Annotated in this window: 17 protein-coding genes; 9 read left to right on the top strand and 8 right to left on the bottom strand. The window is 73.1% G+C overall.

Annotation, left to right across the window (positions count from 1 at the left end; all coding sequences use genetic code 11):
* Positions 1–7 precede the first annotated feature (7 nt).
* The gene (locus MFF04_RS16340; RefSeq protein WP_238277313.1) at positions 8–922 is read right to left on the bottom strand and encodes a hypothetical protein; all 915 of its coding nucleotides are present in this window, start codon (positions 920–922) and stop codon (positions 8–10) included.
* Between the two features lie 301 nt (positions 923–1,223).
* Here MFF04_RS16340 and MFF04_RS16345 point away from each other — a divergent pair, with 301 nt between their 5' ends.
* Genes MFF04_RS16345 through MFF04_RS16360 form a run of 4 tightly spaced genes read left to right on the top strand, consistent with a single transcriptional unit; the run spans position 1,224 to position 10,435 of the window.
* Complete coding sequence (locus tag MFF04_RS16345; RefSeq protein ID WP_238277314.1) at positions 1,224–1,940, top strand: SapC family protein; 717 nt, start codon at positions 1,224–1,226, stop codon at positions 1,938–1,940.
* Positions 1,937–2,746, top strand: coding sequence for a SapC family protein (locus MFF04_RS16350; protein WP_238277316.1), 810 nt, complete (start codon positions 1,937–1,939; stop codon positions 2,744–2,746). The genes MFF04_RS16345 and MFF04_RS16350 overlap by 4 nt, the downstream gene beginning before the upstream one ends.
* Before the next feature lie 28 nt (positions 2,747–2,774).
* Entirely contained in the window at positions 2,775–5,342 is a 2,568-nt protein-coding gene (locus MFF04_RS16355; protein ID WP_238277318.1) for a glycosyltransferase, read from the top strand.
* Between the two features lie 17 nt (positions 5,343–5,359).
* Entirely contained in the window at positions 5,360–10,435 is a 5,076-nt protein-coding gene (locus MFF04_RS16360; protein WP_238277319.1) for a glycosyltransferase, read from the top strand.
* A 4-nt stretch (positions 10,436–10,439) separates the two neighbouring features.
* Here the strand turns inward: MFF04_RS16360 and MFF04_RS16365 are convergent, their stop codons facing one another.
* On the bottom strand, positions 10,440–11,180 hold the full coding sequence (locus MFF04_RS16365) for an inositol monophosphatase family protein (protein WP_238277320.1): 741 nt from the start codon (positions 11,178–11,180) through the stop codon (positions 10,440–10,442).
* A 105-nt stretch (positions 11,181–11,285) separates the two neighbouring features.
* On the opposite strand from MFF04_RS16365, the gene MFF04_RS16370 reads away from it, so the two are divergent.
* Genes MFF04_RS16370 through MFF04_RS16380 form a run of 3 tightly spaced genes read left to right on the top strand, consistent with a single transcriptional unit; the run spans position 11,286 to position 13,753 of the window.
* Entirely contained in the window at positions 11,286–12,059 is a 774-nt protein-coding gene (locus MFF04_RS16370) for a 2-keto-4-pentenoate hydratase (protein ID WP_238277321.1), read from the top strand.
* Positions 12,060–12,112: 53 nt separating this feature from the next.
* The gene (locus MFF04_RS16375; protein ID WP_238277322.1) at positions 12,113–13,075 is read left to right on the top strand and encodes a phosphoglycerate dehydrogenase; all 963 of its coding nucleotides are present in this window, start codon (positions 12,113–12,115) and stop codon (positions 13,073–13,075) included.
* Between the two features lie 12 nt (positions 13,076–13,087).
* Positions 13,088–13,753, top strand: a complete 666-nt coding sequence (locus MFF04_RS16380; RefSeq protein WP_283206378.1) for an acylneuraminate cytidylyltransferase family protein — start codon at positions 13,088–13,090, stop codon at positions 13,751–13,753.
* A 60-nt stretch (positions 13,754–13,813) separates the two neighbouring features.
* Here MFF04_RS16380 and MFF04_RS16385 read toward each other — a convergent pair whose 3' ends face one another.
* Both MFF04_RS16385 and cynS read right to left on the bottom strand, forming a co-directional pair.
* Positions 13,814–14,137 (bottom strand): hypothetical protein, encoded by a 324-nt coding sequence (locus MFF04_RS16385; RefSeq protein ID WP_238277323.1) that lies wholly within the window; start codon positions 14,135–14,137, stop codon positions 13,814–13,816.
* 80 nt (positions 14,138–14,217) lie between these two features.
* Complete coding sequence (gene cynS / locus MFF04_RS16390) at positions 14,218–14,706, bottom strand: cyanase (protein WP_238277324.1); 489 nt, start codon at positions 14,704–14,706, stop codon at positions 14,218–14,220.
* Positions 14,707–14,871: 165 nt separating this feature from the next.
* Here cynS and MFF04_RS16395 point away from each other — a divergent pair, with 165 nt between their 5' ends.
* The gene (locus tag MFF04_RS16395; RefSeq protein ID WP_283206379.1) at positions 14,872–16,761 is read left to right on the top strand and encodes a sigma 54-interacting transcriptional regulator; all 1,890 of its coding nucleotides are present in this window, start codon (positions 14,872–14,874) and stop codon (positions 16,759–16,761) included.
* A gap of 4 nt (positions 16,762–16,765) precedes the next feature.
* Here the strand turns inward: MFF04_RS16395 and MFF04_RS16400 are convergent, their stop codons facing one another.
* From MFF04_RS16400 to MFF04_RS16415, 4 genes are all read right to left on the bottom strand, one after another.
* The gene (locus tag MFF04_RS16400; RefSeq protein WP_238277325.1) at positions 16,766–17,953 is read right to left on the bottom strand and encodes an L-dopachrome tautomerase-related protein; all 1,188 of its coding nucleotides are present in this window, start codon (positions 17,951–17,953) and stop codon (positions 16,766–16,768) included.
* Between the two features lie 97 nt (positions 17,954–18,050).
* Positions 18,051–18,704 carry a hypothetical protein gene (locus tag MFF04_RS16405; RefSeq protein ID WP_238277326.1) on the bottom strand — a complete coding sequence of 218 codons (654 nt, stop codon included), beginning with the start codon at positions 18,702–18,704 and terminating at the stop codon, positions 18,051–18,053.
* Positions 18,705–18,861: 157 nt separating this feature from the next.
* Positions 18,862–20,265, bottom strand: coding sequence for an ATP-binding protein (locus MFF04_RS16410; RefSeq protein WP_238277374.1), 1,404 nt, complete (start codon positions 20,263–20,265; stop codon positions 18,862–18,864).
* Positions 20,266–20,279: 14 nt separating this feature from the next.
* Positions 20,280–20,999 carry a response regulator gene (locus tag MFF04_RS16415; RefSeq protein ID WP_238277328.1) on the bottom strand — a complete coding sequence of 240 codons (720 nt, stop codon included), beginning with the start codon at positions 20,997–20,999 and terminating at the stop codon, positions 20,280–20,282.
* A 252-nt stretch (positions 21,000–21,251) separates the two neighbouring features.
* Here MFF04_RS16415 and MFF04_RS16420 point away from each other — a divergent pair, with 252 nt between their 5' ends.
* Positions 21,252–21,533, top strand: coding sequence for an accessory factor UbiK family protein (locus MFF04_RS16420; protein ID WP_238277330.1), 282 nt, complete (start codon positions 21,252–21,254; stop codon positions 21,531–21,533).
* Positions 21,534–21,593 lie beyond the last annotated feature (60 nt).

The following is a 21,593-nucleotide window of genomic DNA, read 5'->3' on the forward strand; positions in this document are numbered from 1 at the left end:
ATTTGTGTTATGCGGACGCGACTGAGCGGGGAGCCCGGAAGATCCGGGCCGGCTTGCGGCGCGCCGTCTCCTGCGGGGGAGCGGCGGCGATATGGGGGGAGGCCGGCGGCCGCTGGGGCTTCGCACCGACCTCGGAAAGCTGCAGGCGCAGGGCGACGAGGAACTCCCGTCCGGTGGGGCCGCGCAGATCGACGGGCGCAAGCGCCGGCCCGAAGCGGGTCCCGTCGCTGAACACCGCCTCGACGATCAGGGCGAAGCCGTCGGCCTGCTCGCCGATGAGGCGGAAGGCGACGCCGTTGATCGCCCGCGCCTGCATACGCGTGCCGACGAACTCGCCGACCACGCCGTCGGGCATACGACCGAGGCCGAGCAGGGCGCAGCCGTAGGAGATGTCGACCTCGGCGGGCCGGCGCGGCCACTGCACCGAGAAGCCCTCGATCCGGAAGCTGCCGTTGGGATCCCCGAGCCATTCGCCAGGACCCGCGAACAAGTCGCCGCGGCGCTCGACATGGCCGGCGATGCGCAGGGGGATCAGGCGGCTGTCGGCCTCCGCCCTGGCGATCGGCGCGATCGAGGCGGCCGAGATCGACGGAGGCGAGATCGGCTGGGGCGCCGCGAGCGCCGGCGCCGACTTGGTCGGGGCAGCGCCTTCGCCGTCGAGCCGGTCGATCTGAAGGGTGACGGCCTCCGGGCGGTCCGCACCCTCGCCGAGGGTGGTGAGCAGCAGCGTCGCGTCGCGCTCGGCTGAGATCACGCAGAGGTCGCCGGGCCGCCGCAGCAGTCCCTCGGTCGCGCCGGGGCCGAAGACGAGGCGGACATGCGCCGCGCAATCGGGGTCGGCGGAGACCACGACCCGCGGGGACTCACCCGTGACTGATGTCGCGACGTAGCGCAGCGCGAAAAGACCGCGCGCGACAGGCATCGCTCGCGCGGTTACCTGACCGCGCGCCATCCCGACGCTGCTCACCTCTGAAAACCCCCTGCTGCCAGACCGGTTAACCGGTTCTTAACAGGGGACATCTAATTCAGGATGCGCCGCACTGCGTCAAGAGCAATTTCGCGCCACGTTAGCGCTTTGTTAGGCCTGTCCCTGGGGGAACACTGAAAATCGTAAATTTGCGCGCAGGGGCGCCAGCGTGCTCCCGCCGCAACACTTCAATGTGTTAATTTCGTGCCTGCACCTCGACTCCGCTGCGGTGCGCGTTACACGGTGGGCATTTGGAATGTATCAGTCCATCGCGCCTTTGAAGCAGGGCGAGGACTACGCGTTATTCGAGACGCTCGAGTATGCGAGTCTAGGCAATGCGCTAGTCGTTCCCGTCGCATCCATCGAAGCAAACGCCCTCGCACATCATTATCCGATCGTCTGGAGACGTGTCGGAGACGACTACGAGCTCGTCGCTTTCATCTCTCTTAGCGTTCCTCATCTTGAGTCGTTTCGACGCGAGCTCGAATCTGGCATGCCAAGGCCGCTGCTCGTGGAGGCCTATCCTCTCGCACTTGCGTTCCCGGATTCGGAGGACGGCCGCAGCGTCGTGATGATCGACGAGGTCCCGAGGCCGGCGGACGCGCTCGCCAGCCCCGTCTTCCTGAGAGGCGGCGCATTGTCGGCGCCGGCCTCGCGCCGCATGGGCGCGCTGCGGGTTTTCGGCAGCGACATCGGCCGCACCCGGGCCTTCACCCGCACCCTCGCCGCGGCGGGCCTGCTCGCCGATTGGCCCCTGCGGCTGCGAATCGGCGGCGACGGCGTGGAGATCGACGGGCTCTGCGTGCTGGTCCAGGAGGAGGCGCAGCGGGCGGCGCTGCCGGCCGCCATCGCCGAGTACGGCTTCGCGCTCGCCGAGTTCGTGACGCTGCACGACCTCTCGCTCTTCAACATGCAGCGCCTCGTGGACCGGTTCCGGGCCGAGCGTGTCGCGGCGGGAGGAGCCGCGTCATGACGCTCCCCCGCGTCGCCCTCAGCCCCGCGCGGCTGCGCAACCTGCACTGGACCTTCGCCACGAGCTTCGGCTTCGCACGCAGCCGGCTGACCGTCCCCCTGATCCACACCGAGGTGCTGCGCGTCGCCCGCGACTTTCCCGTCGCCCTGGAGCGGGACGAGGACGGGGCCTGGCAGCCGGTCGCCTATCTCGGCGACGCCGCGGGGACGGCGAACCGCTTCGTCGCCGAGGACGGGAGCTGGACCGCCGCCTACGTGCCGTTCTGGCTGCGGGTCTATCCCTTCGTGCGCGAGGGCAACTCGTTCAGCGTCGCCCTCGACCCGGCCTTCGTCGGCATCGGCGGCGAGTATCCCTTCGAGGCGGAGGCGAGCGACGGCAGCCGCCTCAGCGGGCCGGCCGAGAACGTCGCCGCCCAGCTCGGCCGCGCCGAGGCGGCCCGCGCCCGGCTGGAGGCGGCCGGCGCCGCGCTGGTCGAGGGCGGGATCGCCCGGCCGCGCGCCGAGGACGGCGCGTCGTCCGCCATCCGCACCCCGGCGGGGCTCGCCTTCGTGGCGGCCGGCGCCCCGGCGGAGGTGATGGGCCCGCGGATCGGCGCGTGGCTGGCGCGGGACGTCAAGATCGTGGAGCTCGCCGTGGCGGCCGCCTTCTCCAGCGCGCACATGCCGCGCGCCGCGCCGGCCGCGGTGACGCTCGATCCGGCACCGAGGCCGGCGGGCAAGCCGAAACCTGTCGCCCCTCTCTACGTCCCCAATCCCGTGGCCACCGATCTCGACTGGCTCGACACGGACGAGAAGGTGGTCTTCTAGATCAGCGCGCTGGATTGAGAGCCGCCGCATGACGCCGCGCATCGTCTACATCACCCCGAACGCGGTGCTGCCGGCCAATCGCGGCGGGCGGCTGCGCTCGCACCATCTCTGGCGGGCGCTCTCGGCGCTGGGCGAGGTCCACACCCTCGTCGTCGGCGACACGCCGCCCGCCGTGCAGCGGGCGCAGCTGCGCCGTTCGCGCACGCGCATCCTGCCCCGCCGGCGCTACCAAGCGGCCCGCCTCGCCGAGGCGCTCGCCGCGGGCAAGCCCTTCGCGGAGCCGGGGCTGTGGGAGGTCACGGGCGCCGGCAGCCTGCCCGCCGAGGTCGAGGCGGAGCTCGCCGGGGCCGACGCCCTGGTGCGCCACTGCCTGAACGCCGGCCGCATCGAGCGCATCCTCGACCGGGTGCGGGCGCTGGCGCCGAACCTCGTCGTGCTCTGCGACACGGCGATGGGCGTGCTCGCCCCGGAGATCCGCGCCCTCGGCATCCCCGTGGTCTGCGGGCCGCACAACCATGACAGCTCCCTCTACGCCTCGATGGCTCTCGCGACGCCGGACCCGGCCGTCGCCCGCTGGAACACGGCGGCGGGCGCCGCCTTCGACGAGGCGGAGCGCTTCATGGCACCCCATGTCGACCAGCTCTGGGTCTGCTCGGAAGGCGACCGGCGGCGCTTCTCGGATCTCGTGCCGGCCGCGCTCATCCGTGTCGTGCCGAACGTCTGGGACGTCGGACCGCCGAGCCCGCTGCCCGAGAGCCGCGACCTCGTGTTCGTCGGCCAGGGCGGCTACTACCCGAACGAGGACGCAGGCTTACGCCTCGTCGCCATCTCCCGCCGCCTCGACGCGCTCGGCGTCTCCCACCGCCTTCGCCTCGTCGGCCGGGCGGCGGCGAGCGTGCGCCTCGCGGCAGCCGGCGCGCCCTCCGTCGAGGTGCTCGGCGAGGTTCCCGCCGTCGAGCCGATCATGGACGAGGCCGCCCTCGTGCCGATCGCCCTGACGCTCGGGGGCGGCACCCGCCTGAAGATCCTCGAGGCCATGGCCGCCGGCCGGCCGGTGCTGACGACGCCGATCGGCATCGAGGGGATCGAGGCCGAGGACGGGGTCCACGCCCTGATCGAGCCCGATCTCGACGCCTTTCCCGAGCGGATCGCTGGGCTTCTCGCCGACCGCGGGGCGGCGCAGGCCCTGGCGCTGCGCGGCCACGCCCTCGTCGCCGAGCGCTACTCGCGCGAGGCGCTGCTCGGGATCGTGCGCGGCTGCCTCGCCGATCTCGGCCTGTCGGGCAGGCCGGAGCCGGCGATCCTCGGGCACAATCTCGGGGCCGAGGTGCGGGACGAGGAGATCACCTTCAACCCGGACACGCGCCTGCTGCTCTGGCGCTTCGAGACGCGGCTCGCCGCCGGAATCGCGGCGCTCTCCGCCGTGCTCGACTTCGGCACCGAATCCGAGGTCCCGAACGCCTTCGCGACCCTGCGGGAGCGGCCGAAGGGCTTCGTCCTCGTGGAGTGCGCCTGCGTCCTGCCGGCGGAGGTACCGCCCTTCGCCGCGGCGCTCGTCCTCTCCGCCTGGGGGGCCGAGGTGCTGCGCCACCGGCCGCCGCCGGACATCCCGCAGGAGAACGCGGGCCTCCTCACGCTGGAGCGGACCGGCGAGGGTCTGCGGGCGACCGGCTGGGCGCGCGGCCCGGCGCGGGTGCAGGCGGCCGGAGACGAGCCCGCTCCGGTCCGTCCCGACGCGCGGGGCGGCTTCGAGATCGTGCTGTCCGGGCCCGGCGGCGGCCCGATCGCGGTGATGCCCGAGAGCGGGACCGGGCAGAGCTTCACGCAGGCATCGGGCTGGCTGGAGCCGCGCCGGCCCTCGTCGCTGCGCATGATGCGCCTCGCCGACCGCCACCGGGGCGAGACCGCCTGGCTCATCGGCAACGGCCCGAGCGTGCGCATCGAGGACCTCGAGGCGTTGCAGGGCCGGCTGACCTTCGGCTTCAATCGCCTCTACCTCGCCTACGGGCAGACCGCGTTCCGGCCGACCTACACGGTCACGGGCGACGCCCAGATGATCGAGGATTTCGGCCAGGAGATCGTCGACCGGGCCGGCGGCACGGTCTTCGTCGTTCACGATCATCCGCCCGACATCCTCGGCGACTACGTGTTCGTGCGGATGCTGCCGATCTTCCCGCCCCTGTTCTCCCTGGCGCCGGAGGAGGTCGTCTCGCCGGGCGGCTCCTCGCTCTACATGGCCATGCAGATCGCCTACCGGATGGGCGTGCGGCGGTTCTTCGTCTACGGCGCCGACTTCCGTTTCACCTTCGACCGGGCCCGCTCCCGCGACCGCTTCCGCATCGCCACCGGCGACGGCAACCACTTCATCCCCGGCTACCGGTCGGGCCGGGCCTGGTGCCCGCCGAGCCTCAAGGACATCGGCGCCGGCTTCCTCGCGGCGCGGCGGATGATGGAGCGGGAGGGGGGCTTCGTGCGCAACGCCAGCCGGGGCGGCGCACTGGAGATGTTCGAGCGCACGCCCTTCGAGGCGGCGCTCGCCGAGAGCGCGGCCCCGGCCGCATCCGGCCCGGTCTGGAAGGCGGGGGCGTGGCGGTGAGGCGGGGAGAGACGGGCGTGCGGGGCCTGCGCGTCGCGGTCGTCGGCACCAACGATCCGCGCAACTACTCGGGCGGCCGCTACCATGGCCTGATGATCGCCTACGCCGTTGCCGCAGCGGGAGGCGAGGCGCATGTCGTCACCGACCACGTGCCGGGCTTCGCCGCCGACTGCGAGCCGCTGGCGCCCGGCGCCGTCACGTTCCACCGCACCGCGGATTTCGTCGCGGACCTGCCGGAGGGCCCCTTCGACTGGGCCGTCGTGGTGCCGACCGGCGTGTTCCTGCCGGGCTTCTACGAGGCCTGCCTCGACTTCGCCGGCCATGCGGGCGCCCGCGTCGCGCTGATCAATTTCGAGTCGGCGAACTGGTTCAACGCGCTGGCCCCCGAGCCCCGCGATCCGCGCCTCTGGGACGGCTGGCGCCGCCTCGTGGCGGAGGGCGGGCTCGTCCTGTCGAGCGCGCGTGAGTCCCACGCCTTCGCCCGCGACTTCTACGCGGCGCGTCCCGGCGCGCGGCTGCGCTTCGAGGTCTGGTCGCCGCCAGTGAATGCGGCGGCCGCCCTTGCCGCCGACGGCACGGCGAAGGACGGCAGCCTGCTCGCCTTCGTACGCCCGCAGGACGGGCACAAGGGCTCGGGCAGCCTCACCGAGATCGCGCCCGCGTGCCTCGCCGGGCGCACCCTGCGCATCGTCTCCGGCCGCGACCTGCCGGAGCCCTTCGAGACGGCGCTCCGCACCCATTGCGAAGGAGCCGGCGGCCGGCTCGAGGTGCTGCTGCGCATCTCGGACGCGGACAAGTTCCGCCTGATGACCGCCGCGCAGGCCGTGCTGTTCCCCTCCCGCTTCGAGGGCTTCGGCTACCCGCCGGTGGAGGCCGCCTTCGCGGGCACCGAGTCGGTCGCCTTCGACCTGCCCGTCGTCCGCGAGACCGTGGGCGGCATCGCGCATCTCGCGCCGGTCGGCGACATGGCGGCGTTCTCGCGGGCGCTCGCCGAGGCTCTGGACCGGCCCGAGCGGCGCGCCGCGCTGCGGGCGGCGGTCGCCCCCTTCGCCGACTTCGGACCCGCCGCCGAGCGCCTCGCCGACATCCTGCTGCGCAGCGCCGACGCCGTCGCCCCCCGCGGCGCCCGCCCCTTCAGCGCTGCGCTCGGCCCCTTCGACCGCGCGACGCCCCATCCGCCGGAGAGCGTCGACCGCACCGCCGCCCTGCCGCCGCTCCCGAGCCTCGTCACCGCGGCGCGCCGAACGACGGGCGGCGACATCGCGGTGAGCGTCGCCCTGCCCCTCGACACCCCCGTGACGCATGCCGAGGCGGTCGACGCCCACGGCGTGACCCTGCCGGTCGCCTGGACGAGCGAGGGCAGCGGCCCGTTCGCGACGGTCGCCTTCCACGTCGCGGCGCCCGCGAGCGCTCTCGGGGAGCGGCTGCGCATCACCCATGGCGGGCCCGGCGGCGCCGCGCGCGACCCGATCGAGATCGAGCTGCGGCGCGTCGAGGAGCGCGCCGAGCGCCGGGTGCTCTGCGGCATCAGCGAGGACCGCATCGTCGAGGGACGCCACCGCATCCGCGGCTGGATCCTCGCGGCGAGGCGCCTGCGCACGCTGCTTCTCTCGAACGACGGGCGGCGCTGGCACGCCGCGCCGGTCGAGGGCACCCGCCGCGACATCTTCGAGAAGTATCCCGGCTATCCGACGCCCCGCTGCCAGTTCGTGTTCGACCTGCCCGGCGACTTCGCCCCCGATCCTGGCAGCGCCCGCCTCGTCGCCGTCGGCGAGGACGGGGCCGTCGAGTTCCTCGCCGGATGGCTGCCCGCGCCCCGCTCCCTGTTCGGCGACGCGCCCTCTCCGGCGCCCGCCGAGGAGAAGGCGGCCCCCGCCCCGCCGCTCTCGGCGCGGGGCCGCTTCGGCCTGCTCGACGTCTCCGACGGGAGCTGGCACCGGGGCGTCGCCCGGACCGGCTCGGTGGAGCGCCCCGGCGCCATCCTCGTCGCCCGGCCCACCGACGGTCCGGGCTTCCTGCCCGGCATGGCGGTGCTCGGCGCCTCCGGCACCGCGCGGCGGATCACCGGCGTGGAGCGCGCGCCCGGCGGCGTTGCCCTCGTCCTCGACGGCGCGCTCGACGCCCATCTCGACGGGGCGCCCGCCGAGGTCGAGATCCTGCCCCAGGCCGAGGCGGGCGGCGGGCCCGGCCGCTTCAGCCTGATCGGCTGGACCGACGAGAACTGGTGGCGCGGGGTCTGGAACCGCCCCGATCCGCGCCGCCGCCGGGGCTTCTTCCTGAAGACGCGGACCGTCGAGAGCCTGCGCCTCGCGCCGGGCACGCTGCTGCGCTTCCCCGCCAGCGGCCTGCGCCGGATCGCCGAGACCGCCACCTCCGGCGCCGACACCCGCATCTGGCTCGACGGCGAGATCCGGCCGTTGGAGGACGGCGCGCCCGGCGAGGTCGCGGTGCTCGCCGCGGCCCCCCATGGCGGTGGCGGCCTCGCCCTGAGCCGCGCCCGCCACGAGGCCGGATGGCCGGACGGCATCCTGGAGCGCGACACGGACGCGGCGCGGCGCGGCACCATGGTGCTGGTCTCGGCCGACGAAGAGGCGGCCAAGCGCCTCGGGCGGGGCACGGCCCTCTCCTTCGCGAGCGGCGCGACCGCCCGCATCCTCGGCCTCTCGCGGGCGGAGGACGGCATCGAGATCACCCTCGACACCGCCCTCGATCCGGCCGTGGGCGCGGAGACGGGCGAGGTGCGCATCCTCGACGGGGTCGACCTGCTGCGCCACCGCCCGGCCCGCCTCCACGCCCCCGACCCCGGCACCAGCCCCCGCGACCCGCTCCACGACCGGCTGGTGCGCGACGCCCGGCGCCGTGGGCGCGTGCTTCCCCCGGCCGAGCGCCCCGCGTCCGGAGGCCGGCCGCGCATCCTGTTCCTGACCCTCGTCCCCCCGGCGCCGGCCAACCAGGGCAACCGGGTGGTGACGCGCAACCTCGTGGCGCACCTTCTCGACCTCGGCTTCGACGTCGACATCCTGCTCCAGGGCTGGATCGAGGCGGAGGCGGCGCTGCGCACCTTCGGCGAGCGCGTGCGGATCCTGTCCCTGCCCTTCCCCGGCTGGGAGGGGACGGAGACCGTCAAGCGGCGGCGCGGCCTCCTCGACACCGCCGGCCCGCTCGCCGAGGCGGCGGGCGATCCCGTCCTCGCCGAGGCGGTGTCGCGGGCGGCGCGCACCCACCATCCGTTCTTCATCGTGCGCGACGAGATCGTGGCGACCGCGCGGATGCTCCTGGCGACGCAGGCCTACGAGGGCATCGTCGCCAACTACACTCACATGGCGCGGGTGCTGGCGGAGCTCGCCGCCGTCGAGCGCCTGCCGCCCTCCTGCATCGTCACCCACGACGCGCTCTCACGCCTGCCGACCGCCTTCCGCGGCCGGCCGATCGACACGATGTACCGCCTCGCCTCGCCCGAGGCCGAGCGCGCGGCCCTCGACGCCGTGAAGAGCGTGGTCGTCGCCATCTCCTCCGACGAGGCCGACTACTTCCGCGAGATCGGCGTCGGCAACGAGATCGTCCTGTGCGAGTACGACGCCGCCGAGGAGCTGCGCGCCCACCGGGTGCCCGAGACCGGGTTCGGTGCGCGCACCCTGATCTTCAACGGCAGCGGCAACGCCATGAACGTCGCCGCCCTCGACTGGTTCGTGGACGAGTGCTGGGCCGAGGTCCTCGCCGAGGTCGGGACGGCGCGCCTCGTCGTCTGCGGCCGCATCGGCGAGACCTGGCGCCCGGGCGGTCTGCCGAACGTCGAGATCTTGGGCGAGCTCGACCGCGCGGCGATGATCGCGCTCTGCGGCCGGGCGAGCATCGCCATCAATCCCTGCGTGGCGGGCACCGGGCTGAAGATCAAGACGGTCGAGGCCGCCTGCCTCGGGCTGCCGAGCGTCTGCCTGCCGAAGGCGGTCGACGGGCTCGCGGCCGATGCCGACCGCTTCTCGATCACCGTCGAGGACGGGCCGGGCTTCGCCGCCGCCTGCGTCGCGCTTCTCACCGACGAGGCGAGCTGGCGGGCGCTGCGAGAGAGCGCGATCGCCTTCTCGGAGGAGCGCTTCTCGGCCGGGTCCGTCTATCGGGCGCTCGACCGGGCGATGGGCTGGGACACGGCCGCGCCGGAGCGCCGCTGGGAGGCGGTGACGAGCCCCCTCGACCGCGACCGGAGCGGCATCGACGCCGTGGCCGAGGCCACCCGCCTGCCGGACATGGCCCGCGCCATCACCCTGATCGCCGATGGCGGGCACGCGGAGGGCCGGGCGCTTGCCGAGCGCGTCGCCGCCGACCGGCCCGGCGAGGCCGGCGCCGCCTTCCTCGCCGCGCGCCTCGCCCTCGATCTCGGCGACCCCTGGGCCGCCGCCCGACACGCCGCGGTCGTGATCGGGCAGAGGCCCCTCGAGCCCGAGGGCTACCTCGTCTGCGGGCAGGGCCTGGAGCGCTGCGGCCAGGAGCCCGCCGCCCGCGACTGCTTCGAGCAGGGGCTTCTGGCCGCCCCCTGGCACGACGGCCTGCGGGAGGCACTCGCCGGAGCCCTGGAGCGGACCGGACGGCCGGACCGGGCCGGTCTCGTGCGCGCGAGCCGCCCTTCGCAGGTTCCGCTCGGCAGGGTGGAGGGCGCCGGCCCGCTCGCCGCCTCGCCCTATCTCCTCTCGGGACTGTCGCCGGACGGGGCGGGAAGCCTCGTGCTCACCGCGAGCCCCGCCGCGCTGCGTCTCGACCTGCCCGCCGAGATCGGCGCGGACCACGTCCTCGCCCTCGACCTGGTGATCGAGGATGCGGCGGGGGCGAGCGCCCCCCGGCAGGTGCCGGTGCTCCTCGAGGTCGACGGCGTCGCCACCGGCTTCGCGCTGGCGCTGCCGGAATCCGGCATCCAGCGCCTCGACGCGCCGCTGCCGGCGCGGAGGACGGGCGCCGGCACGGTGATCGTCCTGGAGTTCGAGGATGACGGGCATCCCGTGCCGGACGCCCGCATCGTCGGCGTCTCGGTGATGCGCCGCGCGCCCGTGGCCGAGACCCGGACCGGGCGCGGACGCCGCTCCAGGGCAGCGGCGGAGTGAGGGTCTACCGGGCGACGGTGACGTTCAGCGCGTGGCCGCCGAGGCTCTCGACCTCGATGCGCCGGGCGCCGACCGCCTCGGCGAGCGCGAGGCCCGCCGCCACGTCCCACCACATGATGTTGTGCTCGGAATAGGCGTCGAGGCGGCCCGCCGCGACCCAGGCCAGCGAGATCGCCGCGGAACCCAGCATGCGCAGCTTCTTCCAGTCGCGCGCCAGCTCGGCGACGTGGACGGAGGTCTTGGCCACGTCCGCCTGCGAGGGGAAGCCGGTGGCGACGATCTGGCCGCGTGCGGCCGGCGGCTCGATGCGCTCCCCGTCGATGCGCAGGCCGAGGCCGGGACCGCCGGCGAACATCTCGTCCCGGTCCGGGTGGTAGATCGCCCCGAGAAGCGGCCGGCGGCCGGCGCAGAGCGCGATCGCGACGCCGTAGATCGGGATGCCGGCGAAGTAGTTGAACGAGCCGTCGAGCGGGTCGACCACCCAGGCCGGCGCGTCTCCGGCGCCCGCCTCGCCCCCGCCCCAGCCGCCCTCCTCGCCGAGGACCGGGAACGGGCTCCCGGCGGCGAGCCGGGCGCGGATCACCGCCTCGGACTCGGCATCCTCCTGGAGCTTGATGTCCCGCCCGATCTGCGAGGCCGGCGCCCGGCGGTGGCGCTGCCCCGCCTCCAGGATCGCGCGTGTGGACCGCGCCGCCTCGCAGGCAAGCGCGAGGTAGCGTTCGAGGTCGGCGTCGGATATGGCCATGGTCGTCCCGCTCGAGAATGGCTGCGCGGCAGCCCGGTGCCGTAGCGCAATCCGGGCCGATCGCAAGGGCCGCCTCGCGGGGTGGGACGTCTCGGGGTCCCGCCGTTGCCCAACCACGCCCTCGCCACGCGCCTCGCGGATGCCTACCGCGCAGGCACGACCGTCGTGCTCGCCGCAGGCGACGTCCCCGAAAGTCTCGACGCGGCCGAGGCGATCCAGGACGCCTGGATGGCCTCGCTCGGCACGAGCCATGCGTACAAGCTCGGTGCGACGATCCCCGCCGTGCGCGAGGCCCTGAACCTGCCCCGGTCCTTCTACGCCCCCGTGCCGGACGACCGCCTCTTCCGGGACGGCGCCGCGGTGCCAATGGCCATCGCCCGGCAGACCGGCGTCGAGTGCGAGTACGCCTTCCGTCTCGCCCGCGACCTTCTCCCCGGCCCGGACGCGCTCGGCGAGGACGAGATCGCCGCGGCCTTCGACGCGATCCTGCCAGCGATCGAGATTCCCGGCACCCGCTACGGGCGCCTTGCCGAGTACGGTGGCGCCGCCCTCGTGGCCGACGCGGGCGCGCTCGGGGCGCTGGTCGTCGGCGAGCCCGTGACCGGGCTCGACCCGCGCGCCCTCGGCGCCGCGCCCGTGCGGCTGTCGGTCGACGGGACGACCGTCGCGGAGGGTTCCGGCGCGGTGATGGACGGCGGTGCCTTCGGGCCGATCCACGCCTTCGTCAACCGGGCGCGCGCCCGCGGACGCACCCTGCGCGCGGGCGAGGTCGTCGTCACCGGCTCCTGCACCGGCTACGAGGTCGTGGCGCGGGGGCCGACGATCGCCGCGCATTTCGAGGCGCTCGGCCGCTCCGTGTCCCTGCGCTTCGCCCCCTGAAAGCCCCCGCTCAAGATCCCTCACCCACTCGCACTCTCGAGAGGTCGTCCCGCGTGTCCGCTCCGAACCGTGTCGCCGTGCTGTCCCGGTCCTTCTCGCGCCATCCGGTGCTGCGCGCCGAGCTGCAGGCCCGCTACCCGGACGCGACCTTCAACGATACCGGCCGCACGCTCGCCGGCGAGGAGCTGCTCGGCTTCCTCGCGGGTCATGACGGGGCCGTGGTGGCGCTGGAGAAGATGACCGCCGACATCTTCGCCCAGGCCAAGGACCTGCGCATCATCGGCAAGTACGGCGTCGGCCTCGACAATGTCGACCTCGCAGCGGCCGCCCGGCACGGGGTCAAGGTCGGCTGGACGGGGGGCGTCAACCGCCGCTCGGTGGCCGAGCTCGCCATCGCCTTCATGATCACGGGCCTGCGCGGCATCACCGTCTCGCAGGCGGAGATCGAGGCCGGCATCTGGCGCCAGTTCCAGGGCCGCCAGCTCTCCGACGTGACGGTCGGGCTCCTCGGCTGCGGCCATGTCGGCAAGGAGCTGGCGACGCTCCTGCGCGCCTTCGGGACGAAGGTCGTCGCCCACGACATCCGCGACTTCCCGGAGTTCTACGCCGCCAGCGGCGTCGAGCCGGTCTCGCTCGAGGAGATGATCGCCCGCGCCGACGTGATCTCCCTGCACGTGCCGCTGACGCCCCGCACGCGCCACGTCCTCGACGCCACGCGCCTCAAGGCGATGAAGCGCGGCGCCATCCTCGTGAACACCGCCCGCGGCGGTCTCGTGGACGAGGAGGCGCTGGAGGCGTTGCTGGTCGAGGGCCACATCGCCGCGGCCTGCTTCGACGTGTTCGAGGTCGAGCCGCCGACGCGCCCGAGCCTCATCGCGCTCCCGAACTTCCTCGCCACCGCGCATATCGGCGGCAGCGCCGACGAGGCGGTCGTCGCCATGGGAAGGGCGGCCATCGACGGCCTCTCGAACGCGGTCGATCCCCTGAGCCACATCCCCGACTGGGCCCGCGACTAAGGATCGGACACCATGAACATCGCGATGATCCCGGCGCGGATGGGCAGCCAGCGCCTCAAGCAGAAGAACCTGATGCCGCTCGCCGGCGAGCCGCTGATCGTGCACGCCATCCGCAAGTGCAAGGCGGCGGGCCTGTTCGACGAGGTCTGGGTGAACTCCGAGCACCCGGCCTTCGGCGAGATCGCCGAGCGGGAGGGCGTGCGCTTCCACCAGCGGCCGGAGCATCTCGGCAACAACCAGGCGACGAGCGAGCAGTTCGTGGCCGAGTTCTTCGAGACCCACCCCTGCGAGCGGGTGTTCCAGGTCCACTCGATCGCGCCGCTGCTGACCGTCGGCGAGACCCGCGACTTCGCGCAGGCCATGATCGACGGCGACTACGACGTGATGCTGAGCGTCGTCGACGAGACCCTGGAGGCCGTCTACGAGGGCGAGCCGGTCAACTTCACCTTCGCCGAGAAGACCAACTCCCAGGACCTGAAGCCGGTGCGGCGCATCAGTTGGTCGATCACCGGCTGGCGGCGGGAGCCGTACCTCGCGGCCGCGCGCTCGGGCGGCTGCGCCACCTATGCCGGGCGCATCGGCTACGCGCCGGTCAACCGGCTCGCCGGCCACGTCATCAAGACGGCGGAAGACCTCGCCATCGCCGAGGCCCTGTTCCCCGTTGTCCACGGCGCCTGAACGCGGAAGGGCGCGGCGTCCCGCGACGCCGCGCCCCTTTTGATCCGACGAACGGTCCGCTCAGTAGCCGGGGCCGCCCGCGGTGCCGCCATAGTTGGCGGCCGGCTTGTTGATCTGGCCGGCGTTGCTGCCCTTCGCGGAATCAACCGCGCCGATTCCCGGCCCCACCAGCATCGGCTCGCCGGCCGGGACGACGACGGTGCCCGTGGTCAGAACCGGGCCGCCGGCGCCGCCGTCGCCGGGGATCTGGTCGATCGGTCCGCCGGACATCTGCCCGGTCTGGGGCACGGTGCGCGAGGGCTGGTCGACGTTCGTGGCGGGATCGGCGAGGGCCGGACCGGCGGCGAGAGCGGCGCAGGTGGCGAGGACGGCGAGCACACGCATGAGATCGGTTCCTGTGGTCATGAAGATGATCTCAAACGGAGCGCGACCGCTCGGGTTCCATTGCGCGCGACCGACCTCCATCACGGCTCCTTGAAGCCGTATTCCGGCACGCCCTCCTCGGCGCCGTAGTACTTGTAGGGCAGGAACTTGCCCGACATGGAGAGCTTCACCCGGTCGCCCTTGTTGTTGGCCTCGCGGGCCATCTCCATGTTGAAATCGATCGCCGACATGATGCCGTCGCCGAACTCCTCCTGGATCAGCTCCTTCCAAGTGGTGCCGTAGACCATCACCAGCTCGTAGAAGCGGTAGATGAGCGGGTCGGTGGGGGGCATCTGCTGGATCGAGCCGCGATAGGGCGCTTCGTTCAGCATCCGCTCCTCCGCCTCCGACAGGCCGAACAGCGCCGCCGCCTTCGCGGCCTGCGCCTTGGGCAGCTTCATCTGGCCCATGCAGGCGGCGGTGATCAGGATCGGCGAGATGCCGCCGATCTCCTCCTGGATGAACTTCCAGGTCCAGCCCTTCTCGCGCTTGATGTCGAGAAGCTTCTCGGTGAGGTCTTCGCGCTTCATGGTGTCTCCGCCGGATCGGACTGGAGGCGCCGGACGGCGCCCCTCGCCCGAGACGCTCTTCAAGCAGCGTGCCAGGAGGGTCGAACACCGATTCCTTCGTGATCTCCGCTGGATAGCCCGGTCGATGCCTGATACGAGATTTCGTGACCGACGATTTCTCGTGGCATGACGACGATATCTCGTAACCCGTCCGATCTCGGTCCGGCCTTCGAGGCCAACCCGGAAGCGATGCTCGCCATCGATCCGATGGCCGACCGGATCGTCGCCGCCAATCCCTCTGTGGCCGCCCTGCTGGGCACGGACCCGGCGACGCTCGCCGGCAGCCCCGTCAGCGCCCTTCATCCAGGGCAGCGCGCCGCCCTCCTCGCTTTCACCGAAGGCGTGCTCGAACGGGGGCGATGGCGGACGCGCGATCTCGCGCCCCGCGCCCGGGTTGAGGTACCCCCGCTGGAATATGCCGGCTTCCGCCTCGACGGCACGCCGCCGCTGATCGTCGTGACCCTGAGCGATCTCGACGCGCGGCACCGGCGGGAGGTCGACGGCGCCGCCGAGGCCCACATGCGCGCCGGCCTCGGCGAGTGGCAGCGGATGGAGCGCGTCTTCCGGGACCTCGAGCGCGAGAACCGCCTGATCCTGAGCGCGGCCGGCGAGGGCATCTACGGCGTCGATGCGGACGGGCTGACGACCTTTGTCAACCCGGCCGCGGAGCGGATGCTCGGCTGGGCGGCGAGCGACCTCATCGGCCGCGACATGCATGCCGCCGTCCACCACAAGCACCCGGACGGCAGCCACTACCCGCACCGGGACTGCCCGATCTACGCCGCCTTCCGCGACGGCGCCGTGCATCAGGTCGACGACGAGGTGTTCTGGCGGAAGGACGGCACCGGCTTTCCCGTCGAGTACACCTCGACGCCGATCCGCGACCGGGGCGTGCTGCTCGGCGCGGTCATCGTGTTCCGCGACGTCAGCGGACGGCGGGAGGCCGACGAGCGGCTGCGCCGGGCGCTGGCCGAGGTCGATTCGCTCCGCGAGCGGCTGGAGCTCGAGAACGCCTACCTGAAGGAGGAGATCAGGGCCGGGACGCGCCATGCCGGCATCATCGGGCGCTCCCCCGCGACCGAAGCCGTGCTGCGCCAGATCGACGTGGTGGCCGGCACCGACGCCACCGTCCTCGTGACCGGCGAGTCGGGCACGGGCAAGGAGCTGATCGCCCACGCCATCCACGAGGCGAGCCGGCGCCGCGAACGGCCGCTGATCCGCGTGAACTGTGCGGCCGTGCCCCGCGAGCTGTTCGAGAGCGAGTTCTTCGGCCACGCCAAGGGTGCCTTCACGGGAGCGCTTCGCGACCGGGTCGGCCGCTTCGAGCTCGCCGACGGGGGCACCCTGTTCCTCGACGAGGTCGGCGAGATCCCCCTCGACCTCCAGGGCAAGCTCCTCCGGGTGTTACAGGAGCGGCAGTTCGAGCGAGTCGGCGAGGAGCGCACGCGCTCCGTCGACGTGCGGGTGGTGGCCGCCACCAACCGCGACCTGCGCGAGGAGGTGCGTCGGGGCCGTTTCCGGGAGGACCTCTACTTCCGCCTGAACGTCTTTCCGATCGCCGCCGTGCCCCTGCGGGAGCGGCCGGAGGACATCCCCTCGCTCGCCCGCCACTTCGTCGCGAGCGCGGCGCGGCGCCTGCGCGTCCCCGAGCCTCGCCTGAGCGAGGGCGATGTCCGCCGTCTCACCCGCTATCCCTGGCCCGGCAACGTCCGCGAGCTGGAGAACGTCATCGAGCGCGGCACGATTCTGGCGGTGCGCGGGCGCCTGCATCTCGACCTGCCGGAGGCGTCCGAGGTGCCTCAGGAACGGCGCAGCCTCTTGCCGGCGCCAGAGGGCCGCCCGCCGAACGAGGTGGAGCGGCGGGCCCGCGATCGGGCCGATATCGAGGCCGCCCTGCGCCTGAGCCGCAACCGTGTCTCCGGGCCGGGGGGCGCCGCCGACATCCTCGGCGTGAGGCCGACGACGCTCGCCTCCCGGATCAGGGCGCTCGGCATCCGCCGGGATGCCGAGCGCTGATCGGTCACCGCGCCGCGGGCGCCGTCGAGCCGGTGGCGTCGGGCTGGCCGGTCCTGATGCTCCAGAGCTGCGTCGGCAGGGCGGCCGGGGCGTCGGGCTTGTAGAAGGCCGAGTCCTGGATGCGGGAGGTCGTCACGTAGATCGTCCCGTCCGGCCCCTCCGCGAAGGTGTCGGGCCAGCGCAGGCGCTCGTCCTGCACCAGCGTGGTGAGCGCCCCGCCGGAGAGGTCGCGGACCTTCACGGCGTTGTCCTGGGGCGAGGTCACGTACATCCGCCCGTCCTTCCGGGAGATGATGAGCCCGTCCGCCGGGCCGTTCTCGCCCACCGTCTCGACCTTGCCGGCGAGGCTGCGCTCGGAGAGGGCGTCCGGCACCAGCGAAGAGGTCGCCCAGCCGGTGAGCGCGTCGGTCGGGATGCGGTAGAGCGTCTTGCCCTTGATCGCCTGCCAGTAGAGCGTCTTGCCGTCCGGCGTGAGGGCGATGCCGTCCGAGGCGAACTCGACGCCGCGTCCGTCCGGCCGGCGCAGCGGCTTGCCGTCATAGGCGACGGTGACCGACTTGTCGGGCTGCGTGGACGGATCGCCGTCGAGGACGCGCCGCGACTTGCCGCTGTCGAGATCGACCACGATCAGCGCGCCCTGGGCGCCGGAATCGGTGATGAAGGCGGTCTTGCCGTCGGGAGAGAAGCGCACATCGTTGAGGTAGGAGGCCTGGAGCGCCACCGTCTCGTCGAAGCGGATGGTGCGCGCCGGCTTGTTCGTCGTCAGGTCGATCTCGACGAGCTTCGGGGCGTCCTTGACGACGGCGCCCATGGCCGGCGCGCCGGGATCGAGCACCCACAGATTGCCCTTCTGGTCGGCGACGACGCTCTGCACGCAGACCCAGTGGTCCTTCGGCGAGACATCGTCCTTGCGGGCGTTGCGCCAGGCGTTCCACTCGGAATCCGGGAAGGGCGTGAGCTTGCCGTCCTTCAGCTCGGCGACGGAGACGGCGGTGTCCTCCGTCCAGCGGGGGAAGTTCACGAAGATGCGCCCGTCCTTCGAGACGGTGACGCCCGTCACCTGATGCTCGAAATCGGCGACCTTGGTGAGTTGCGCGTTCTCGGCCGCGGCGGCGGGCGCCGTCGCCAGGGCGAGCAGGCATGTGGAAAGCAGCGCGGCCTTGCGGCCGCGGCTGAGAGCGGTGCCGATCATGGTGTCTCGCCTCGTTCGTGCAGGAGGTTCCTTCCCGACGAACACATTCGGCAGCGGCCAAGCTCCCTCGAAATCGAGCGCGCCCGCGAGACGCCGCCTAGCTCCGGAAGTCGACGAGCAGCGCCGCCGAGACTCGGCTGCCGCCGCTTCCGCTGCCCGTGTAGCCGGCGGCGCTCGGCTGGCTCTGCTGAAGCTGCTGGATGAAACTCGTCAGCAGGTCGTTCGCCGAACGCGACGCGGTGCTGGAGGACGAGCCGATAAGATCGTCCGGCGAGCTTGTCTGGCCGGAGGCGTCCAACGACGCCGAGTCGCCCGGCGGCGGGGGCGGCGGAGGCCGGTTCCTTGCGATCCCGCCGGCCTCTCCTGCGCCGGCTCCCGAGACCGCCCCGTCCCGGCCACCGCCGGGCCCTTGCGCGAAGAGCTGCTTCAGGGTCGCGGCCTGGTCGCTCGTGAGCGTGCCGGCGGAGACCTGATCGGCGATGAGGCCGTCGATCCGGTCCTTCATCTGCGACGGATCGAGGCGCGCACCTGAGGAGCCGGCGCCGCTCGACGAGGCACGGTCGGCCGAGAGGCTCGAATCGATCGAGTCGAGCGCGCTCGTGAGGGCGGTGGCGTCGGTGGCGCTGATCTGCCCGGAGGACTCGCCGGCGTCGATCGCATCCGAGATGCGCGCCTTGCCGCCCCCGTGATGCTGGGGGCGCTGCGTGGAGACGAGCTGCGAGAGGGAGTTGCTGGCGGAGACTGAGGTCATGGCGACGCTCGCATGCGGGTGAGCCGGCCGCGCCCGGCAACGGGTCCGCCATGATCGAAGCGCCCCACGCAGTTAACCGGGCCTTGCCAGGAAGGAGCGTGCTGGTTTCGCGCGGTTGCTGGTCCCGTCCCCGGAAACACGCGGAGACGAAACCGCCCTACTCCGCGGCCTGCGAGAGCGGTCCGCCAGGTTCGGACCGCGCCGATGGCGGCCGTCCCTGGCCGGCCGCGGCAGGCAGCTCCAGCCGGGCGCACAGCCCGCCGCCGGGCCGATTCGCGAGGACGAGGCGGCCGCCATGGGTCTCGGCGATGGCGAGCACGATCGACAGGCCGAGGCCGAAGCCCCCCGGCGCGTTCTGGTTGCGGGAACGGTCCCCGCGCACGAAGGGCTGCAGCATCGCCTCCCGCTCGGCCTCCGGGATGCCGGGGCCGCGGTCGAGCACCTCGACGGCGACGCGCTCGGGCGTGCCGGTGACGGCGATCTCCGCCCGGCCGCCATACTTCACCGCGTTGTCCACGAGGTTGGTGACGGCCCGCTCCAGCTCCTCCGGCCGGCCGCGGACGAGAACGTGGCGGCTCTCGGCGACGCTCACCTCGGCGCCCATGTCCGAGAAGCCGTCGCAGACGGTCTGCACCAGCGAGGCGAGATCGAGCAGGCTCGTCTCGCCCGAGCCCCCGGACTGGCCGTCGCGCACGAAGGAGAGGGCCGCCTCGACGAGCGCGTTCATCTGGGCGAGGTCCCGCAGGGTGACGGCGCGGGCGTGCTCGTCCTCGATGAACTCCGCCCGCAGCCGCATCCGGGTGATGGGGGTGCGCAGGTCGTGGCTCACGGCCGCGAGCATCTGGGTGCGGTCGTCGATGAGCCGGCGCACCCGCTCGCCCATCCGCTCCAGGGCACCGGAGACGGCGAGCACCTCCCGCGGCCCCTGCTGGGGCGGCGGCACCGTGGGGCCGGAGACACCGAAGGATTCCGCCGAGCGGGCGAGGCGCGCGAGCGGCTCGGTGAGAGCCCGCGCGGCCCAGACGAAGAGCAGCGCCAGCGTCAGGGCGAGGACGAGCGCGGTGAAGATCACCGCCCCCTGGCGCGGCGAGCGCAGCGCCTCGTCCGGAAGGACCGCCTGGAGCCGGGTGCCGGAGGGCGTCGCCACGCCGATCCGCAGCCAGTCGCGGCCGCCCTCGCTCCCCGAACCGAGATCGGAGAGGATCAAGGCCGATCCGAACCCGTCGCGCAGGCGCTGGAGGACGGGATGCTCCTCGAGCTCGCCGCCGGCCTCGCCGGCGGGCCAGGGCCGGATGCGCAGGCTTGGCAGGGCCGCGCCCGCATGCGCGATCAGCGCCGGCCGCTCCGCCGGGGGCGCTGCCTCGGCGAGGCGCAGCACCGTCGCGAGGCGGTTGGCCGCCACGCCCGGATGATCGTCCGGCCGCCAGGGCTCGCGAAGGAGGACGAACGCGACCGTCGCCACCGCATGCGCCACCACGATCGCCGCGACGACGAGCAGCGCGATCTGCCCGGCGATGCTTCGCGGGCGCAGGCGCGCCAGCAGCCTCGACGGTCCGGCCATGGCGCGGGGGCGGCTCACGAGCGCGTCACCTCCGGCGTGAACAGGTAGCCGCCGGAGCGGATGGTGCGGATGATCTCGGGGTTTCGCGAGTCCCGCTCGATCTTCTGCCGGATGCGGCTGATCAGGACGTCGATGCTGCGCTCGAACGGCCCCGCCGCCCGCCCTTGAGTGAGGTCGAGGAGCTGGTCGCGGGAGAGCACCCGTCCGGGACGCAGGCAGAGCGCGTGCAGGAGATCGAACTCCGCGCCGGTGATGGCGATGCGGGCGCCTTCCGGGCTCAGGACCTGGCGCAGGGACACGTCGAGGGTCCAGCCGACGAAGTGCAGGCGCCGGGCGCCGTCGTCGGCCTGCGGCTCGGCGCTCGCCCGGCGCAGGATCGCCCGGATGCGGGCCAGGAGCTCGCGCGGGTTGAAGGGCTTGGCCAGATAGTCGTCGGCGCCGATCTCCAGCCCGACGATGCGGTCGATCTCCTCTCCCTTCGCGGTCAGCATCAGGATCGGGATGGCCGAGCCCGCCCGGACGCGCCGGCACAGGCTCAGGCCGTCCTCGCCCGGCAGCATCAGGTCGAGCACGATGAGGTCGACCGCCGCATCGGAGAGCACGCGCTCCATCTCGCGGCCGTCGCCGGCCAGCGTCACCCGGCAGTCGTTGGCCCGCAGGTAGCGGGCGACCAGGGCGCTGATCTCGCGATCGTCCTCGACCACGAGGACGTGCGGCGTGGAGGGGGTGCTCATCGTGCCACCGGATGCGGTTCCTCTGGGCATCCTGCCTTTCCCGAAGGGTTACGCCGGAGCGCGCGTCGAGGTCGATGCACGCGCTCCGGGTAAATCGTAACGCAGCGTATCCCGGTCCGCTCCGGAAACATCGCGAAACACCTCCAGGCAGGTGTGGGAAAGCGCGGGGTTCCGGGCTCTGCCCGATTGCCGGCGACTCGGCCGATTCCTATCTCGGTCCGATCCCGCCGATCGGCCTCACGGAGAGTTCCCATGTCGACCTCGAACCGCCTTCTCGACGAGTTCGCCCGCATCGTCACGGACGCGGCCGGCGCCGCCCAGGGCGTGCGCCGCGAGGCCGGCAGCGTGGTCAAGGGCCAGTTCGAGCGCCTGATCCGCGACATGGACGTCGCCACCCGCGAGGAGGTCGACGTGCTGCGCGATCTCGTCACGGCGCTGCGCACCCAGAACGACGCGCTCGCCGCCCGCGTCACCGCGCTGGAGGCCCGGCTCGGCGCCGAGAGCGGGACCGCCGGCAGCACGGAGATGGCCTGAGGAGACCGCGGCGAGCGCCTGGCAAGCCCCTCGGGCCGCCGTAGCCCTTGTGCACAGGAA

Source organism: Methylobacterium jeotgali (assembly GCF_022179345.1).
Taxonomy (GTDB): Bacteria; Pseudomonadota; Alphaproteobacteria; order Rhizobiales; family Beijerinckiaceae; genus Methylobacterium; species Methylobacterium jeotgali.

Excerpts from the sequence above, each read along its gene's own strand:
- MFF04_RS16340 (WP_238277313.1), bottom strand. The coding sequence starts at position 922 with ATGCCTGTCGCGCGCGGTCTTTTCGCGCTGCGCTACGTCGCGACATCA.
- MFF04_RS16345 (WP_238277314.1), top strand. The coding sequence starts at position 1,224 with ATGTATCAGTCCATCGCGCCTTTGAAGCAGGGCGAGGACTACGCGTTA.
- MFF04_RS16350 (WP_238277316.1), top strand. The coding sequence starts at position 1,937 with ATGACGCTCCCCCGCGTCGCCCTCAGCCCCGCGCGGCTGCGCAACCTG.
- MFF04_RS16355 (WP_238277318.1), top strand. The coding sequence starts at position 2,775 with ATGACGCCGCGCATCGTCTACATCACCCCGAACGCGGTGCTGCCGGCC.
- MFF04_RS16365 (WP_238277320.1), bottom strand. The coding sequence starts at position 11,180 with ATGGCCATATCCGACGCCGACCTCGAACGCTACCTCGCGCTTGCCTGC.
- MFF04_RS16380 (WP_283206378.1), top strand. The coding sequence starts at position 13,088 with ATGAACATCGCGATGATCCCGGCGCGGATGGGCAGCCAGCGCCTCAAG.
- MFF04_RS16385 (WP_238277323.1), bottom strand. The coding sequence starts at position 14,137 with ATGCGTGTGCTCGCCGTCCTCGCCACCTGCGCCGCTCTCGCCGCCGGT.
- cynS (WP_238277324.1), bottom strand. The coding sequence starts at position 14,706 with ATGAAGCGCGAAGACCTCACCGAGAAGCTTCTCGACATCAAGCGCGAG.
- MFF04_RS16395 (WP_283206379.1), top strand. The coding sequence starts at position 14,872 with ATGACGACGATATCTCGTAACCCGTCCGATCTCGGTCCGGCCTTCGAG.
- MFF04_RS16400 (WP_238277325.1), bottom strand. The coding sequence starts at position 17,953 with ATGATCGGCACCGCTCTCAGCCGCGGCCGCAAGGCCGCGCTGCTTTCC.
- MFF04_RS16405 (WP_238277326.1), bottom strand. The coding sequence starts at position 18,704 with ATGACCTCAGTCTCCGCCAGCAACTCCCTCTCGCAGCTCGTCTCCACG.
- MFF04_RS16410 (WP_238277374.1), bottom strand. The coding sequence starts at position 20,265 with ATGGCCGGACCGTCGAGGCTGCTGGCGCGCCTGCGCCCGCGAAGCATC.
- MFF04_RS16415 (WP_238277328.1), bottom strand. The coding sequence starts at position 20,999 with ATGAGCACCCCCTCCACGCCGCACGTCCTCGTGGTCGAGGACGATCGC.
- MFF04_RS16420 (WP_238277330.1), top strand. The coding sequence starts at position 21,252 with ATGTCGACCTCGAACCGCCTTCTCGACGAGTTCGCCCGCATCGTCACG.